General features: G+C 58.6%; 19 protein-coding genes. 8 read left to right on the top strand and 11 right to left on the bottom strand.

From position 1 onward, the window contains the following. The first annotated feature begins 578 nt into the window (after positions 1–578). Both BGIM_RS0131140 and BGIM_RS0131135 read left to right on the top strand, forming a co-directional pair. Complete coding sequence (locus BGIM_RS0131140; RefSeq protein ID WP_020473589.1) at positions 579–1,025, top strand: hypothetical protein; 447 nt, start codon at positions 579–581, stop codon at positions 1,023–1,025. 73 nt (positions 1,026–1,098) lie between these two features. After that, complete coding sequence (locus BGIM_RS0131135; protein WP_020473588.1) at positions 1,099–1,461, top strand: hypothetical protein; 363 nt, start codon at positions 1,099–1,101, stop codon at positions 1,459–1,461. A gap of 208 nt (positions 1,462–1,669) precedes the next feature. Here BGIM_RS0131135 and BGIM_RS58575 read toward each other — a convergent pair whose 3' ends face one another. Both BGIM_RS58575 and BGIM_RS0131125 read right to left on the bottom strand, forming a co-directional pair. After that, positions 1,670–2,023 carry a leucine-rich repeat domain-containing protein gene (locus BGIM_RS58575; protein WP_084760216.1) on the bottom strand — a complete coding sequence of 118 codons (354 nt, stop codon included), beginning with the start codon at positions 2,021–2,023 and terminating at the stop codon, positions 1,670–1,672. Between the two features lie 67 nt (positions 2,024–2,090). Further along, positions 2,091–2,354 carry a hypothetical protein gene (locus BGIM_RS0131125; protein ID WP_020473586.1) on the bottom strand — a complete coding sequence of 88 codons (264 nt, stop codon included), beginning with the start codon at positions 2,352–2,354 and terminating at the stop codon, positions 2,091–2,093. A 286-nt stretch (positions 2,355–2,640) separates the two neighbouring features. Here BGIM_RS0131125 and BGIM_RS0131120 point away from each other — a divergent pair, with 286 nt between their 5' ends. The 5 genes from BGIM_RS0131120 (at position 2,641) to BGIM_RS0131100 (ending at position 9,081) form a co-directional block, all read left to right on the top strand. Then, a complete protein-coding gene (locus BGIM_RS0131120; RefSeq protein ID WP_020473585.1) occupies positions 2,641–5,166 on the top strand; it encodes a WD40 repeat domain-containing protein in 2,526 nt (841 codons plus the stop codon). A gap of 613 nt (positions 5,167–5,779) precedes the next feature. After that, complete coding sequence (locus BGIM_RS67360; protein ID WP_020473584.1) at positions 5,780–7,240, top strand: DUF4159 domain-containing protein; 1,461 nt, start codon at positions 5,780–5,782, stop codon at positions 7,238–7,240. Positions 7,241–7,261: 21 nt separating this feature from the next. Continuing rightward, positions 7,262–8,260: a DUF4159 domain-containing protein gene (locus BGIM_RS67355; protein ID WP_238537752.1), complete on the top strand. Its 999-nt coding sequence runs from the start codon at positions 7,262–7,264 to the stop codon at positions 8,258–8,260. A gap of 149 nt (positions 8,261–8,409) precedes the next feature. Beyond that, the gene (locus BGIM_RS0131105) at positions 8,410–8,757 is read left to right on the top strand and encodes a hypothetical protein (protein ID WP_020473582.1); all 348 of its coding nucleotides are present in this window, start codon (positions 8,410–8,412) and stop codon (positions 8,755–8,757) included. A 12-nt stretch (positions 8,758–8,769) separates the two neighbouring features. Continuing rightward, positions 8,770–9,081 (top strand): hypothetical protein, encoded by a 312-nt coding sequence (locus BGIM_RS0131100; protein WP_020473581.1) that lies wholly within the window; start codon positions 8,770–8,772, stop codon positions 9,079–9,081. Positions 9,082–9,316: 235 nt separating this feature from the next. Here BGIM_RS0131100 and BGIM_RS68400 read toward each other — a convergent pair whose 3' ends face one another. The 4 genes from BGIM_RS68400 to BGIM_RS0131085 form a co-directional block, all read right to left on the bottom strand. Next, a complete protein-coding gene (locus BGIM_RS68400; protein WP_390567879.1) occupies positions 9,317–9,577 on the bottom strand; it encodes an XF1762 family protein in 261 nt (86 codons plus the stop codon). 22 nt (positions 9,578–9,599) lie between these two features. Continuing rightward, positions 9,600–9,947 (bottom strand): hypothetical protein, encoded by a 348-nt coding sequence (locus BGIM_RS66605; RefSeq protein ID WP_202947333.1) that lies wholly within the window; start codon positions 9,945–9,947, stop codon positions 9,600–9,602. A 6-nt stretch (positions 9,948–9,953) separates the two neighbouring features. After that, positions 9,954–10,238 carry a hypothetical protein gene (locus BGIM_RS0131090; protein ID WP_157369556.1) on the bottom strand — a complete coding sequence of 95 codons (285 nt, stop codon included), beginning with the start codon at positions 10,236–10,238 and terminating at the stop codon, positions 9,954–9,956. Between the two features lie 67 nt (positions 10,239–10,305). Then, complete coding sequence (locus BGIM_RS0131085) at positions 10,306–10,569, bottom strand: hypothetical protein (protein WP_020473578.1); 264 nt, start codon at positions 10,567–10,569, stop codon at positions 10,306–10,308. 127 nt (positions 10,570–10,696) lie between these two features. Between BGIM_RS0131085 and BGIM_RS0131080 the strand changes: the two genes are divergently transcribed. After that, the gene (locus BGIM_RS0131080; protein ID WP_020473577.1) at positions 10,697–11,023 is read left to right on the top strand and encodes a hypothetical protein; all 327 of its coding nucleotides are present in this window, start codon (positions 10,697–10,699) and stop codon (positions 11,021–11,023) included. Positions 11,024–11,636: 613 nt separating this feature from the next. On the opposite strand, the gene BGIM_RS0131065 is transcribed toward BGIM_RS0131080, so the two are convergent. The 5 genes from BGIM_RS0131065 to BGIM_RS66080 form a co-directional block, all read right to left on the bottom strand. Beyond that, the gene (locus BGIM_RS0131065) at positions 11,637–12,758 is read right to left on the bottom strand and encodes a 3-keto-disaccharide hydrolase (RefSeq protein ID WP_020473575.1); all 1,122 of its coding nucleotides are present in this window, start codon (positions 12,756–12,758) and stop codon (positions 11,637–11,639) included. 164 nt (positions 12,759–12,922) lie between these two features. Then, positions 12,923–13,441, bottom strand: a complete 519-nt coding sequence (locus BGIM_RS0131060; RefSeq protein WP_020473574.1) for a hypothetical protein — start codon at positions 13,439–13,441, stop codon at positions 12,923–12,925. A 179-nt stretch (positions 13,442–13,620) separates the two neighbouring features. Next, entirely contained in the window at positions 13,621–14,457 is an 837-nt protein-coding gene (locus tag BGIM_RS0131055) for an arylamine N-acetyltransferase family protein (protein WP_020473573.1), read from the bottom strand. Between the two features lie 36 nt (positions 14,458–14,493). Further along, a complete protein-coding gene (locus tag BGIM_RS53260; RefSeq protein WP_020473572.1) occupies positions 14,494–15,102 on the bottom strand; it encodes an IS5 family transposase in 609 nt (202 codons plus the stop codon). Positions 15,103–15,448: 346 nt separating this feature from the next. Beyond that, positions 15,449–16,204: hypothetical protein (locus BGIM_RS66080; protein ID WP_193789025.1), on the bottom strand; the 756-nt coding region annotated here is incomplete at its 5' end.

The raw sequence follows: 16,204 nt of genomic DNA, 5'->3' as shown, positions 1-16,204 counted from the left end.
TATCTGCTTTAACTATTTTTGCAATTCATAAAGTTAGAGGCTCTTAGGAAGGATTGGATCTCGCCACATCAATGCTCTGAGCCAATTCTCTGAAGTAGCAACTAATCATAATGATTATTGTCTGAAAATCATATTCTACTTAGTCAAGTATGAACGCCAAGCTGACAAAGTAAATCATCATCATAAACATAGTAATAATTTGCGGTTGAATCGTCTTTTATTGAGTGCATAATAACAGCGTCCAAGAGGGTGACCGTTGGGATAGCCGTCAGCTATCGAGTTCGTTCTGTCACCGTTTCAATTCAAACCACGGGAGATACATGCGATGTATCACGTTTACGAGCAGGCCGGTTCATACGATGTCGGCCATCTTCTGATCCTGTCAGACGACCAATAGAAGCGGCTGACCGCTCAGCAGCAGGGACACTACCGCCTTCTGGCGGGCGGTTTTCGCACCGGCTTGGAGGCCGTCGTCCGGATGGTGAAGCTCACGGCAACCAAGACCGGCACAGGCGAACTCCGTTCGGTGGCCTGATCAACGGGAACGAGCCCCAACCAAAGGACGAAGGTGGTGAAGGATGAATCGCAAGTACCGGCTGATGATTGGCCTGGCGATCACAGCGGCTGCTGTCTGGCTTCATTCATCAGCCGCCGCTGAAGAATTCTGGCTTGACATCTGGTGTGCGGATGAATTGGAACAACAAATCGCCCGGTGCGAAGCGGCGAACGCGAGCATGGACCGGGAGAATCAGCAAAGTCTGGGACGAATCGCCTGCCGGGAAGCCGTGTTGAAAAATTTGATCGCCAATCGCATCTCTCTGGACGAGGCAGCCAAGGGATTTCATGCGTTGAACGTGGAATCGCCCAAGACGACGACTTGGCTGGCGCTCATGTATCCGAATGCGAGCCAGCCGGATTGTGTCAAAAACCAAGTGCTTATGCAGTTAAAAGCAAGCGGGCTGCCCGGCGCCCGCGAGTGTCATGCGACTCTGACCGAAAAGCTGGAGTGGTCGGCGAGCAATTAATCCAGTCTCATCCGGCGAATTGACGCTGTCATCCGCATGCGACGAATTCAACGACAAACCCACAAGGAGATTTATGATTCGCTCAATGGTTATTGCCTTTTTCATGGCGATTCTGGCCATTGGAGCCAATGCGGCCGACCATCAGGTCGGCGGCGGCGACTCATTCCCGAAGGAAGTAAAAGTCGGGGAAGTCATCACCTTCGACCGTCCCGCCGTCGGGGGCCGAAACAAAGTGGACGTGACAGTGAACGGCCAGCCTGTCACCGGCGAACTGGAACGGAGCCAGTCAACGAATGGAAGGCCCCTGATCGGCGGCGGGAAGCACAAGTTTAAAGTGAAGGCGGAAAAAGCAGGCGGCATCGAAATCAACATCACCATCACGCCCGCCGGAGGACAAAGCGTTACGAAGAAGCACATTATTACTGTCAAGGAATAATCACCCGTCGCCGACATGCATTGGCCATGCGGAGATAAATCGAGCCGGTCGCCCTGGCATTCACTTCTTCGATGCGGCCTCGACGAGCCACCCGAGCGGCGGCTTCGAGGTGTTGTCCGAAATGGTTGCAGGCGTGGAGCCGCTGATTCCAACAGCAGCCTTTGTCCGCTTTCTCATGTTGAGATCATCACCGACCGTATCCGATCAACTACTTGAGGATGAGTTTGCAGTCGGGAAGAGCCTTCTTTAGTTCTGATCGGCCTTTCCCAGTCACCTTGGTGTCCCGCAGGCCCAGAAAGGTCAACCCTTTGAACTGGACGAGATCTTTCACCCCGGCGTCTGACACTTTGGTGCCGCCGAGATACAGAATCCTCAGATCCTTGAGCGACGCGAGTTCCTTCAGGCCCGCGTCCGTGACGGCGGTGTCCCGGATGCCGAGAGTGGTCAGCCCCCTGAGCGGCTTAAGTTCTTTGATCCCTGTGTCCGTCACGCCGGTTTGACCCACGTGCAGCGTTGTCAGACCAGTCAACGGGGCAAATTCTTTGAGACCGGCGTCTGTCATTCCGGTGTTGTTCAGGATGAGCGTTTTCAACGTGCCCAGTGGTTTAAATCCTTCAGTCCGGTATCGGTCACCATCGTGCTGCTGAGGACAAGTATTTCCAGTTGCTGAAATGCGACGAGAGCTTTGATGTCAGCATCCTTCGCTTTCGAGCTGTCGAGCTGTCGAGATACACCTTCACAACGGGCTTGCCGGGTCTGGCCTCGTCCCGAACGGCCCGACCGCCGAGGTTCTTGATAATGACCGCCGCTTGGTCTTCGTCGTCGCCTGCCTGGCTGGGGGAGCAAATCCCGAAAATGACGGCCAATGCAATTACCCAAGTTCCGTTTTTCATCAATCTCCCTCCAGTCCGTGCGTCCCAAGAGATCATCTTTTTCCCGATGCGTTCGGGCATTTAGTATCGTTTGAAACAACGAATCGGAACAGGCAGATTCCGGCCGACCGGACAGCACCGTGGCCTACTTTGTCATTCTCGAAACCTGACGTTATGGCAACTCACAGAGTTGACGGATGATTGGCCAGCACATTGTTGGCAAACTGTCGGCAAACCGGTTGACCGGGGCCTGACCGGATGGGATACTCCCACCCGGTGTCCGGAATCCGTGTCGGGAGGTTCTGCCATGGTGAAACACATCGCCCGAACTGGTTCGTTGCCGGTTTGGTTGCCGCTGCTCGTCGGGTTAGCGCTCGCATTGGCATTTAGCGGGAAGACGGCTTGGGCCGCCGATCCCTCTCGGGCGACGACAACCTTTGAGAAGCGGCTATTTTGGTGGGGGAGCGAGGCGTTTCGGCACGACGGGTGGATTCTCGACTCCGACCTGTCCGCGGATGGCAGGTTCCTGGCCACGGCGAGCTCGAATTCGTTCGTCGTTTGGGAACTGCCGTCCGGCAAAAGGTTGTTGCGGGTCCAAGAATCGGACGGCGTGTCGGGCATCGGCCGGGAGCGCATCAGCGTCGTGCGTCTGTCCCCCGATGGCAGCCAACTCGCCACGGTGAACCGGACGACAGGCGCCGTGTGCCTCTGGGGCATCGTCACCGGCAAACTTCAGACGATGATCGCTTGGGACGGCGACACCGAGAAAACAGCTTTGGAAAAGGCGGGGACCAAAGGGTTCGAGCGCCAAAAGCACTCGCCCGACCACTACTTGGCCATCGAATACCTCGACAATACTCGCCTTCGCGTCCAATCCTCCTACTTCACGACCACTTGGGATACGGTCAAATTCAACCGAGTCTCGACTGAGTTTCACCCGCGAGCGACAGATTACGGCATCACGAGGGACCGTACGCGCGTCCTCCGCTCGCGGCAACCCGTGGGGAACGGCGGTGCACATTCGGCGTTGCTGCTCTGGGATGTCAAGACTGAAAAGGCGGTCCGCGAGTTCCGGCTCGACGAGGAGGCCTACGACACAGTGGCCACCCTGTCGGACAACCAGCGGTATCTGGCCGTGACGCGGAAATCAGGAACGGAAATCGCTATTTGGGATTGGCAGGACAATAAGGAAGTTGGCGTCCTCCTCGGATTCGCACCACCAAGGACGCCCGACCGCATCTGGACCATGGAATTCTCGCCCGACCGCAAGTCACTGTACATTGGCACCAGCAGCGGGAATTTGCTGGTATACGACCTGTCTACGAAAGCCAAGGTTAGGTCGTGGAAAGCGTGCGCCAACTTCCTGATGCGGATGCACTTCTCTCCTGACGGGAAAAGCCTGCACACCGTCGGTGGCGACGGCTTGGCGCGCACATGGCGACTGCCAGACGGGAAAGAGGTTCCCATCCCGGACGGGTACGTTGGCCGCCCCGTGCATGCCTGGAGCCGGGCCAGGAATGCCATGGCTGTTGGCGACGAACAAGGACGCATCGACCTCTGGGATTCGACTGGCGACCGCGTGACGCGCACTCTCCAGACCAAAGGAGAACCGGTCGTTCAGTTGGCATTCTCCCGGTCCGGCCGACGGTTGGCCGCCAGCGATGGTCAAGGATGGATACGCTTGTGGGACATGGAAACCGGTGACATGCTCGCGAAGTTCGGCGGGACCGACCAGTCGTCATCGTGGCTCTACAACGTGCTGCAAATCTCCGATGATGAGACAAAACTGCTGGTCCGCACCGGCCAATCGGTCCGCATGTATCGCATTCCGGCCGGCAAGGAACTCTGGCTGGCCCCGCCGGGGCAGACAGCTCTGTTCACGCTTAGCCCCGACGGCAAGACTGTCTGCGCGTCGCGGTTTGACAGCAACTCGGTCGCCTTGTGCGATGCGGACACATTCCGGCGATCGGCGGAACTGGAACAGCCCAAAGAATTGGAAGGGACCGCGCATGAGATGAGATTCACATTCTCACCGGACAGCCGCGTGCTGGCGCTGGCCTCTGCGAATGGCCGTGTATCGTTTTTCGACGGCGTGACCGGCGCCCGCCTGAAAACGCAGGTGACAGAAGACGAGAATATTCTGAGTCTGGGATACTCGGACGACGGGACATTCTTAATCGCGATCAATCACTCGAAGGCGTTCCTGTTCGATGCGATCAAGTTCGAGAGGGCGGCCCAATCGCCGTTCGATGTCGCCACATATTGGCGATATCGGTCCGCGACGCCGGGCGGCGTGGAAAAGCTACTGACTCTGTTTCGGCCAGCGGTCCTGCCAAAAGTCGGCTTGGAAGCATGCTGGAAGCAACTTGACACCGGGAGTCCGAAGGAGGCGCTCGACGCGATGTGGCAACTGAGTGACGCGACCGACGCGGGGACGTTCCTGCGGAAGAAGATCGCCCCGGTGGCCGCCGCGGACGCCCAAGCCATCAGACAGTTGATTCGCGACCTCGACAGCCCCCGCTTCGCCGTCCGCGAGGAGGCGGCCCGAAAGTTAGCCGAAGCGGGGCAGCCAGCCGGTCCGCTCCTTCGGCAAGCACTGAAAACGGGACAACCCGCCGAAGCGGCCGAGCGGATCGAACGTATCTTGGCCAGCCAAGCGCGGGCACTCACACCAGAAGAGATTCGCCAGCGGCGTGTTATCTTCGCCTTGGAAACCAACGGTTCCGCAGACGCCCGCCGCACCCTTGAAACGTGGGCGGCCGGAGCGCCGGGCGGCCACCTCACGGAACAGGCGGCGCAAGCGTTGGGCCGGATGAAGCCTTATCCTCCTTGATGTGTTTAACGTGTTCGGTCGATATGATCGCGTCAGGGATTGGAAGGGAGTGAAGCTGTCCCGAAGGAATGGAAGCCGCAGATATGCCATGCGGCGCCTTGTCCCTCAAACGTTGACGCTCCTTCTTCGCCTTCGCTTCCTCCTCGTTCTCTTTCGAATAATTTCATGTGCCCCGCCGGAGAACCAAACGCCCGATGATCAAGCTTCGCACGCATCAACTGTTCCGAGTCTGATATTTTCACATCGCCCGTTCCAATCCGAGTGAAGACGAAATCACCCGGACGGCCACCAGCCTCTCCCACCGATGACCGACCCGGGCAAAGTTCAACAAAGCGGGGGAGTAATATCTGCGAACGACCCGCCGTGATGAATTTGATTATGCGCTCAATTTTGCTCGAATCAATGTGGATTCATCACTAAAGTCATGGCAAAGGTTTACTTGATCAGGTCTTGGATATGCGCCACAAGTCAGTTGCCATAAAGATGTGACAAAGAAGCACATGATCTCCTTCAAGAAATGTGTGGGCAACGCCCGGTCATTTCACCGTCGCGTCTGTTTTGCTCATCGACTACCATGAGAACGATGGACCCACGTCTTCCGGGAGAAACCCGCATGCGTCGCCTCGTCTTGTTGTTGGTTCCCCTCTTCTTCTTTCCCGCCAGCAGCCGGGCGGCTGAAGATCCGCTGGTGCAAAAAGTTCGCGGTTCGATGAACAAGGCCATCGACTACCTGAAAACCCAGCAGAAGAATCAGGGGGCCAACACTTGGAATTGGGAGAACGACTCCCTCACCATGTTCCTCCCCGGCGGGACCACCAACTTGGTGATGCTGGCCCTGCTCACGGCCGGCGTCTCCCAGGACGATCCCGTCATCAAGCGCTGCCTGCCGTATGTCCGGGGCATGGACAATCGGCACACCTATGTGGTCGGGCTGCACACGATGGTGCTGGCCGAATTGGGCGACACCAGAGATTTGAACCGCATCCAGGCCAATGTGGACTGGCTGATTGACGCGGCCACCACACGCGGGGGGAAACTCGGCAAGGGGGGCAAGCTGGAAGGCTGGACCTATGTGATGAACTCCAGCAACCCGCCGGATAATTCCAACGTGCAATACGCCCTTCTCGGCCTGATGTCCGGGCGGGCGGCGGGGCCCAAGATTGACCCGCTGGTGTGGAAGGAAATTCATCGCTACTACGTTGAAAGTCAATGCAATCAGATGTCCGGCCCCGGTGGCAAGCCGATCGCCGGGTGGAACTATTTTTCCGGCGAGAAAACCGGCAAGGGGACGCTATCGATGACCGCCGCCGGGGTGTGCGGCCTGCTCATCGCCTCGCTGGAAGAGAACGACAATTTCCAAGAGTTCGACGAAAGAACCGGCATCGCCAAGAAATGCGGTTTCTACCCGGATGATGACGCCGTGGCGAAGGGGTTGCGCTGGCTGTCCAAGGAATTCCGCTTCACCAATCCACCGCACACCTTTTACAACGTCTACGGAATGGAGCGGGTAGGCCGGTTGTCGGGCCAGCGTTACATTGGGGAACACGACTGGTATCGGGAAGGCTGCGAAATCCTGACCGGCGTCGCCGCCGATGCCGCCGGGCTGGCTCAAAAGCCGGGGGGCGAGTATCGCATCCCCGGCACGACCTTCGACAATCACCCGGTGAACTCCACCAGTTTCGCCCTCTTGTTCATGGCCAGGGGACGCACGCCGATCTTGGTGAGCAAGATGGCCTGGGACTCGGCCGCCGACCGCCCCGGCCAGGGAACCGGCTGGAACCGCAAGCATCACGACACCCGCCACATCGTCGAATACTCCTCGCGGGAACTGTTCAAGAAGATCCCGCTGGCGTGGCAGGTGTTCGATCCTCGCCTGACCGACCTGGGCAACGAGGCGAAGATCAACGAGGAAGTTTCCAACCTCTTGCAATCGCCGATCCTGTACATGAACGGCCACGAGGCCCCGAAACTCACGTCGGCCCAGAAGAAGGTGCTGAAACGCTATGTGGACGAAGGGGGCTTTATCCTCGCTGAAGCCTGTTGCGGCTCGGAGGAATTCGCCCAGGGCTTCTAGACCCTGATGGAAGACCGCGAGATGTTCGGGCTGGAGTCCCCGCTGACGACGCTTTCGGCGAGTCATCCGATTTGGTCGGCCCACAAATTGGTTCCAGCCGAGGCGTTTCAGGGGGCGGCCATCCCGGAGGCGAAGCGAATTCATGCCATTGAACGGGGCTGCAAGACGGTGGTCGTCCTGATTCCGCAACCGCTGGCCGGGTATTGGGAAGACGGCCGCTATTCCCCCAAGGTCGGTGAGATCGTCGGGGACACCATGCGGGGCAAACTCGCCTACCGATTGGCCGGAAACATCGTGGCGTATGCCACCGGCTTCGAGCCTCCCAAGCCGCGATTGGACAAACCCAAGGTGCGCGACCCGAAAGACGACCAACCGCTGGCCGGGGCCCGGTATTTGGTGGAATTGGCCCAAATTCGGCACGACGGCGGCGACTGGCAGCCCGCCAAAAACGCCCTGCGCATGCTGGCCATGAACGCCCGCGACAAATATCTGCTGGATGTGTCGCTGGCCAGGCAGGATGTACCGATGACGCAAAAACGTCTATGGCAATACAAGTTCGTGTACATGCACGGCAAGACCGCCTTTACCACCGACGAGGCCGAGATTGAGAACATGAAGGCCCATCTCGAAGTCGGGGGTACGTTGCTGGCCGATGCCTGTTGCGGTGATGCCAAGTTCGATGCAGCGTTCCGGGAGTTCATGAAGAAGACCTTCCCGAACCAGAAGTTGCAGGTGATCCCCGAGACCGATTTCCTGTATAGTTCCGAACTCAACGGCGACTGGATCACCAATGTCCGCTGCCGGATAGAGAAGGCCGATGGCACGGCGGAGGCCAACTTCCGTGACACGAAGCCCCTGCTTGAGGGCATTAAGATCGACGACCGTTGGGTGGTGATCTACAGCAAGTACGACATCGGTTGCGCGCTGGAGAAGAACAAGTCCAGCACCTGCAAGGGATACGATCCCGACAGCGCCATGAAACTGGCCACGGCGGCCCTGCTCTATTCGCTGAAGAAATAAACACCGGTTTCAAGGACCTGATTTGAACATCGTTGACCGCACAATGGCGGCAGGCGGCTGTCTCGGATGGCCTTTGGTATGCCGGTGGGGCGGCCGCGATCTGACCAAGCAGCTAGCCGGGGTTGTTTGTAACATTTTAGCCGGAGGCGATGGCGATCGCGTTCAAAGCCGTCCTCAACGGCTTGCTTCAGATCGGCTTGGGTGGTGAAACGGCGGACGGGCATCTCGTGGCGCCTGACCTGCTTGAACACCGGTTCGATCCGGTTGAGTTCGGGGCTGCGGGCTGGCAGGCAATAGAGACAGATGCCCCCGTTTCGCCAGTTCTGCCCGCCTCCTTGGTCACCTTGGTCGTGTGGATGCCGGCGTTGTCCAAGACCACGACGCGGGGGACGGCGGCGGCCGACAGGTTCCGGAGATATTGGACCAGATCCCCGGCGGTCGGCGTTCGCTCAAACGGGACGGCCGTGAGGTCCGGGACCGGGGCGAAGGGCTCATAAGTCGCCAGGGCGTTGACCCGCGGACCTTGCGGATATTCCTATTTCACCCGTTTTCGCTGTTTGGGAAACTGCCAGGAGTATCCGGTCGGCCGGGAGGGACTGAAGCCGCTCAAAGACGGAGCCTACTCCGGGAATGCCAATGTTGGCAAAAACAAAGTCGAAGTCCGGGCTTTCAAGGACGGGCCGCCGCTTTCCACCGACCCTGAGGAGAAACCCACCAAACTGAACCACCTGCCGGAACGGTTTGGCATCTCCAGCCAACTCACCGCCGAAGTGACGGCCGACGGAACAAACGATTTCAAGTTTGAAGTCAGCGCCAGATAAGAGTGGCCTGGTGTCGTTCACGCCAACCCATGGAGACCGACGACAATCTCGATTTGCCCACCCCTTCCCGGCAGTTGTGGCGCTTGCGTGATTCGGTCATGCGGCCGGTTCCTTCGCTTTTTGAATGACGGCGTCCTGAATGACAGCGTCAAGCTCCCGCCACAACGCCAAGACGCCCTCCGCATTCTTCCGTATTCCGCGTCCACGGGCGAGCCATCGATTTGGTAATGCTCGATCAGACTGGCGGCGACAGCAACAAACTGGGAGTTTGAGAAGGACATACCGAAAGCTCCCACAAAAACTTCGGCTCGGTCGGATGCTTGTCCACCCTCGGGTGAGACGGCGATGAGCAACAGCCGCTCCTTCGTTCTCCGATCAGTTTCCACCCGCTGGTCTGCAAGCTGGCGCCACCTTCGCTCGGTAATGTGTACGTCCCGATCCGCGAATACCCCAAAGCAAACCCCGCGCGTGTTCCATCGGTGCAGAGCCGAGTCACCCAAACGTGAGACCATCATCCCTCATGCGGGATACGGGCCGACCACATTGTCAGCTTTCACCACCGCCAATGAGAATTTGTGACCACGAACCGGAGGGTAATGACAGTGACGAGCAAGCACGAAAGCATTTGCTTCAGCAAGTGATATCGGCACGAGTGCGAGTCGCTGATTGACGGGACCGAAAGCGGTCATACGCCATCGCTTGTTTCGCAATTGAACGGCACCTCGCCTTCGTTGGTGGTCGCCACAAAATTCGCATTGCTCCAAAGGTGTCGAATTCGACTGGATTAAGCCTAAAGCGGCCAGCACGGGCTTTTGCTGGAATAAGGCTTTTGCTCTGTCGAGGTCGGTTAGCAATTGATTGCTCATGCTTCCTCATTTTTCTGGCCAGAAGAATGGCTTGTCGTCGCGTTGGATGATTCGATACTTCTTCCAAAACCGCATGTGCTCTGTGTCGATGATTCGGGCAGGCGTTGGTGCCGATGTGTTCGGGGCAACTACGATATCACCAACTCTCAACTCCAACATATGCAAGCTATCAAGATGAACGGAAATGGATGCAAGGGCTGATCGTTCGGCATATTCGCGAGTCTCTCTGTTGACATCGCATTCAACAAGCAAATCCCCCAGGCGCATCATTTTGCTGACGAGCGATGACAAATCGCATTCCAAAGTGCCTGGCCATCCACGCGGCTGCCAACGGCTCCGAGTAAAAAGAACCGCTGGGTCACGCCGTTAACTCCCCGTAAATCCCCACCGCCTTCTTCCGCATCCGCAATCTCTCAAACCCACGCGATTCACTCCCCGCGTCCATGTGATGGTCAAAGTGCTGCAATGCCTCCTCTATGACTTCCTCCAACAGTTCCACGTCGTGGAGACTTGGTGTCATACCATTGGCAATGAACTTGGAGAGGATGAAGGTGAGGGCGTCTTCGAGAATGGTGTCGAAGGTGTCCAGTGTTTCGAGTGCGGCTTCGGCGTGGGCGCTCATGGGGCAAGTCCTTTCGTTGTTGACCTGCCGACACTGGCGCGATTCACGCGGTCAGTCAAGCAGAATCGCGGGCGAAGCGACGGCGTATAATGACCGCCAGGCACCGTTACCCATATGGGACAAAGTCATGTCGAACATTCGCTTCCTTCCGTTGCTGGCCTTGGTCGCGGCTCACAGTTGGGCATGTGCAGAACCCCCGGTTTTCAAGTTCCACAGCAAACGGGATGATGACCGGATGGCGGCAAAAGTCGAATGCGGCAAGACGGTCATCAACATCACCTCCCCGTCCGGCATCAGCGAACTGACCATCGAACCGACGGGTGAAACCTGGCCGGACAACATCGTCCTGCGTCTGCGGGTGTCTGGCTTGGAGAAGTTTTTTGCGGTAAGTGAGAAGGTGACGCTTGGAGCAGCGGTTAAGAGCTACCGCGCCGAAAAGCCGATCAGCGTGTAGAAGGAGAACCGCAATGAGCCACCCGCCGACCCGAAGAGTCCCTTCTGGATGGACTTTCAAATTGTCGGTGCGGATGGAAAACCGACACAAAAGATACCCCTGTTGGGCGGCTACTTTGAAATGCGTCTTCCGAAGCCGTTTTTCGAGGGCAACCCGTCGAGGGTCAATCTGGAGTGGATCGACTTTCTCCGAAAGTAACACATGCCCATTGCAAGTCATGGCCTGCGTTAGAGACTTGCAGGGTGCCAAAGGGAGGCACGAAGAGATGATGGCCCCGTAGCTGTCTGACCCGCTCAGAGGGCAATCACTTCCTTCTGTCGAGAATGATCCCGAAAATCGCACCCAATATCAAGCCATAGACGGCACCCGTGACGGCGTTCTGATCAGATGGCTGAGGGGTGAGCGCCCCAATCACTGCCAGAAGGATTGGGCAGGCCAGCACGGAACATCCCAAGACGGATTTTCGCGGCCGAGGTTTGTCCGAGTCATTCATGCGATTCAAAACGCTCGAAAAAGCACTATCATCATGCGATGCGTCATCAGGCTCACCAGTTCACGCCACGCCGAGTTGTCGCCATCAAAGGGCACGCAAACAGATTCCGGCGACGGTGCTTCACGGACGTTCTGCCACCCAGATGTTGCGATACAACACGCGACGCCCGAAGGCTTCAAACCAGATCGGGCCGTCGGGCATTTCCGGGCCTTTGAACCCATGCGGCGTCGGACCGTTGACTTCCAATTTGTCTGCCGTCTGATGCCCGTTCAGCTTCGCCGAGATGACCGCTTTCGATGTTCTTTTCCCCTTGTCATCGAAACGAGGCGCCTTGAAGTCGATGTCGAGAGTCTGCCAGACAAGCGGGGGAAGACACGAATTCGGCGACTTGCTCGGATAGGTGAAAACGCTTCCGCAAATACGCGGATCGCCATTTCCCTTCGCGGCTGGAAACTTCGAGGTCGTTTTCGGATCGTCGACCAGTTTGGGCCGATTCTTGCCTGTCGCGCCGGACAAATCGAAATCGAATCCAAAACTATCGCCGATCGCCACCTCATAGCGGGAGAGTTGATAAATGCCCGCATCCGCCCGGCGCCACGGGATGTTTTGCGGCTCCCAGCCTGTCATGAACTCCGCGTGCAACGTGTAGTCGCGGAATTTCCGTTTCGTCACCGCCCCCGCCATCAAACTTCCCTCGAACATCAAGGGCGCGGTCATTCCCTCAATGTCTTTGCGTTCCTCGAATGCGTCCGTGTTCGGTTTCTCGCCGCCGAAGAGAACGACCGCGCCCGCAGGCGGTTGCAGTCCCAATGTTTCGCTCTTTCGCTCCACTCGTTTCATGGAGATGCTTCGGTCGCCACGTTTCAGGACGAGGCCCTTTCCGTCAAGAACCGCACCGGCCCCGTCATCACTCGGAGAACGGAATTCCACCCGCCCCTCCGACAAGGGCCCGCTTTCCAACAGGCCGTAACGGCCGCCATCCCAGCCGTCTCCCGGCAAGCCGCCTTCCAGAACCAACGCATGGAACGACTTGTCGCCCCGCGCGACCACTTGGGCGCCAATTCGTTTTTCGCCGTCCTTCCCGACGTATTCCCCCTGCAACGTCAGCTCGACCCCGATCACCTGTGGGTCGAATAACTTTTTCGCCGCCGCCTCCGCCGCTTTGTCCAACGTTTGGGCCTGCGTTTCTCCGGCCAATACCGCGACCGAACACAGAGCAAAACTGACAAACAACATTTTCATCGTGTTTTTCTCCAAAAAGCCCGCATGTGGCGGGGTTCGCCGCGCCTTCGCTGCTTTTATAGGAATCGTTCTTCGTCCGGCTTGCCGACTGGTCTCGCCGCATTCTCTATGCGACTGCCGACCTTGAGACGGGAATAAAGCGAGCGCCGAGCCTGCCCGGGCGTTCAGGGCTTCGATGTGTCGTCCTTTGCAACTCGCTTCCAGTCGTACTTCGTCTTGCCGTCTTTATCGAGGGTCAGGAGATGTTCCTCGTTGACCTCCTGAAGCGTCTCGTTGGAAGTATTGCCCATTGTGTTCAGGATGAAGTTCACTTTGTCGGCAGGCTCCCCGGACACGGTGATCTTGGTGAGGATCTGGTCCATCAACGACCACTTCATGTCAAACCGGAGCTTCGGACCCATCAGCACGGCCTGCACGCCTTTGAGTTCCACCAGCATGGTGGCGGTCCCGTCCGCGTTCAACGTCATGGTGCGTTTCCCCTTGTATTCGTCCTGCCAAGTGCCGACCAGCAGACGGCGGGTCTTCTCTTCGGGCGTTTCGGATGGAGACTGTTTCTCGGGGACTGGCTGGACGGGAAGGTCAGCGGTGATTTGTGGAGGAGCAGTACTTAGGCGCCAGCACGTGATGGCTGCGGCCAGAATGAGGAGAAACGCCGCCAGCAGAATGATCTTCTTCCGATTCATGCGCAGACTCTCAACTGATTGCTTCAGCCCGCATTGAGGAGCTGTCCTACCGCAGAACAGCGTATATCGGAAATGGCGACCCGAAAGCAGGCGTTCAAGCCAGGAGCAACATTCATCAGGCGTCAGTGCTCAAAGCACTTTCCTTCGATGGCCTCGGGTCGCCTCTTGGCTGCCATACCTTAAGGGATCGCAAAGGTCGTGTCTGAAGGAAGCCGAATCCCGAACCGCTCCTCAAGGACATTGACCAGATGCCTTTCGCCGGAGAATTCAAACCTCTCCAACACCTCGGCCCCGCGACGGTGCGTGAACTCCCGATTGAGGACTGACATTCGCGTGCCATCCGGCGCCGCCATCGCGACCACGAGGTTCTGCCGGAACCGTGACGACGGATGGGTGCTCACCCACCAGTTGCCGACTTCGCGGTCAATCACCGGCATCTCTTCGAGCGTGAACTCATACACGTCCGCCCACGCATCACCGACCTTGGCTTGGTGAAAGTGGCGGGGTAGCGGCTCACCATCTTCGCGGACGATCCGGCGAGACTCGTGCGGCGTTGACTGTTCGTGGTCCAACAGGTCGAGCCGGAAGGGCCCGGTCGGGCTCAGTCCCCCAACTCCGGTGTCCGCGAGCCACGGCACACCGCCGATAGTGACACTCAGGAACAGGTGCGTCCGCTGAGGCACGACATCTCTCGCGGCCTTGAGTCTCACACGGGCCGACAATGGCGTGACCGAGAACCCGAGAGACGTCAGTGCCCGAAGAAGCAGCGAATTTTGCTCAAAGCAATACCCGCCGCGACGGTCCTCGACGAGCTTGCGTTCGACATCAGCGTCAGCAAGCGAGACTCCGCGGCCGAGCAGCACATCGACGTTTTCAAAAGGGATCGAACAGGAGTGTGCGAGAATGATCTGTCGAAGAACTGCGAGCGTTGGTTCTCTGGATCCGGTGTGGCCAATTCGTACAAGATAGGCGTCAAGGTTCACAAATGTTCCTCCTGACAGAGTGTGAACGATCATCGGACTGGAAAGGAATCCATTACCCTTTCCTCGGAATCAACCTTTCCTGTTCCAGAAGAAACATTGTACAGGCCATGGCGGGGACGACGGAATCGTGCTGACAATCGCCTCGCGGTTGGCGTCCGAGTCGTACCCCTTGTCGGCCAGCACGGCCTCCGCGCCCGCCCCGGCGATCAGGCCCGGCAAGTAAGGGCTGTCGGCCGCCTTCGAGCCGGTGAGCCGGAGGGTCACCGGATGGCCGAACGAGTTCACGGCGGCGTGGATTTTACTGCCGAAACCGCCGCGACTGCGGCCCCACGCCTCGGCTTCCTGACCACCGATTCCGTCGGCTTTTTTTGCCCCGGCCGCGCGAACGCACGAACTGTCGACGCTGAGCCACTCAGTGTCGTCGTCCCGCAACTCGGCCGCGATCTTCTCCCACACCCCGCGCCGACACCGGCGGTTGTACCGCTGCCAGAGGCTGTTCGACTTGCCGTAACACGTTGGCAGATCGGCCCAGGCGATGTCGGTCTTGGCCGGGTAGCGGATCGCATTGAGGAACAGATGTGCGTCGTTCCCGCCACCGCCATGCCCTCCGGACTGGCCGGGCAGGAGATGTTGAATCCGCTGCCAGTGAGCATCGCTGCCATCATAACGGCTGAGCATATCGAGCCTCGGAACGAGAAAATCACCCCGCCCCGAAATCGCAAACCGCCCAAGTTCAGTCAATACGGCCTTGTCTGGTAACGGTCATGGCAGACGATGTCGCGCTGTGGGACCGAACAAATCGCCGCAACAGACCCCGCCGCCTGACGGACTCTCATGAGCGTAGTTGCTTGAGCGGCGGGACTGCTGAGTTCGGACGTTCATCTTTCGCCTATCAGAATGCCCTCAGCGAGAGCATCCGAGCCCGCAGCGACGTGCTCCGGGCAGACCCGCTCAAAGCGAGCTGCGCGACCTCTTCCTGGCGGTGATTGTGGGGCGACGAACCTGAATCGGATCGCGCGGCCTGTCATCGTGACTTCGTCTTCACGCTGACGGCGGCGGCCGAGACCGTGAACACGCTCGACGTGATTTGGAACGTGTGCCCGCCCACCACCATCGAGGCCGTCAGCGAGTAGACGCCCGGCAGCTTGATGTTCGACGCGCTGAAGTTCGCGATTCCACTGGCGTTGCTGGTCGCGGCGGTCCCCGTCAAGACTGGCGTGGCGCCGGACGTCGAGGCGCCGCTCACCTTCAGCGTGACGGGAATGCTCGGCACCAAATTGTTGAACTGATCGAAGACCTGCACGACCGCCCCCAGGGCCGCCCCCGCGACGACTGATCGCGGCTGCGTCGAGAACGCCAGATGATTGGCGGCGGCGGGCTTCACGGTTTCGATCTGCTGAACAGAAAGCGTCCGGCCGCTGACGGTCAAGGTCGGCTTCGCGGCCTTGGTGTCGTAGTAAGTGAACGACTTGCTCGCGTCGCCCGGATTGAACGTCAGCGTGGTGATCGTGCCGATCCCGGTGGAATCGCGGAACGAGCCGGCTGCGGAACTGGAGCCAAGCGTGACCGTGAACGGTTGGGCGCCCGCCTTGAGGGTGATTGCACCGTTCGAGGCGTTTCGAAGCTGCACGGTCATCACCGTCGAGCCGCCTCCCGCCGTGAGCGTCTGCGTCGCGGTGACGAACGCCAGATGATCGGCCGGCTTGACGGCGATCGTCTTCGACGCCGACAGCGAGCCGGCGGAACCGGCGTCCGGCAGCGTGAGCGTGGGGTCCGTGCC

The sequence above is a fragment of the Zavarzinella formosa DSM 19928 genome (genome assembly GCF_000255705.1).
In the GTDB taxonomy this organism is placed as follows: Bacteria; Planctomycetota; Planctomycetia; order Gemmatales; family Gemmataceae; genus Zavarzinella; species Zavarzinella formosa.
Note: the sequence above shows the minus strand (reverse complement) of the source record. Positions and strands in the feature narration are given on the sequence as shown.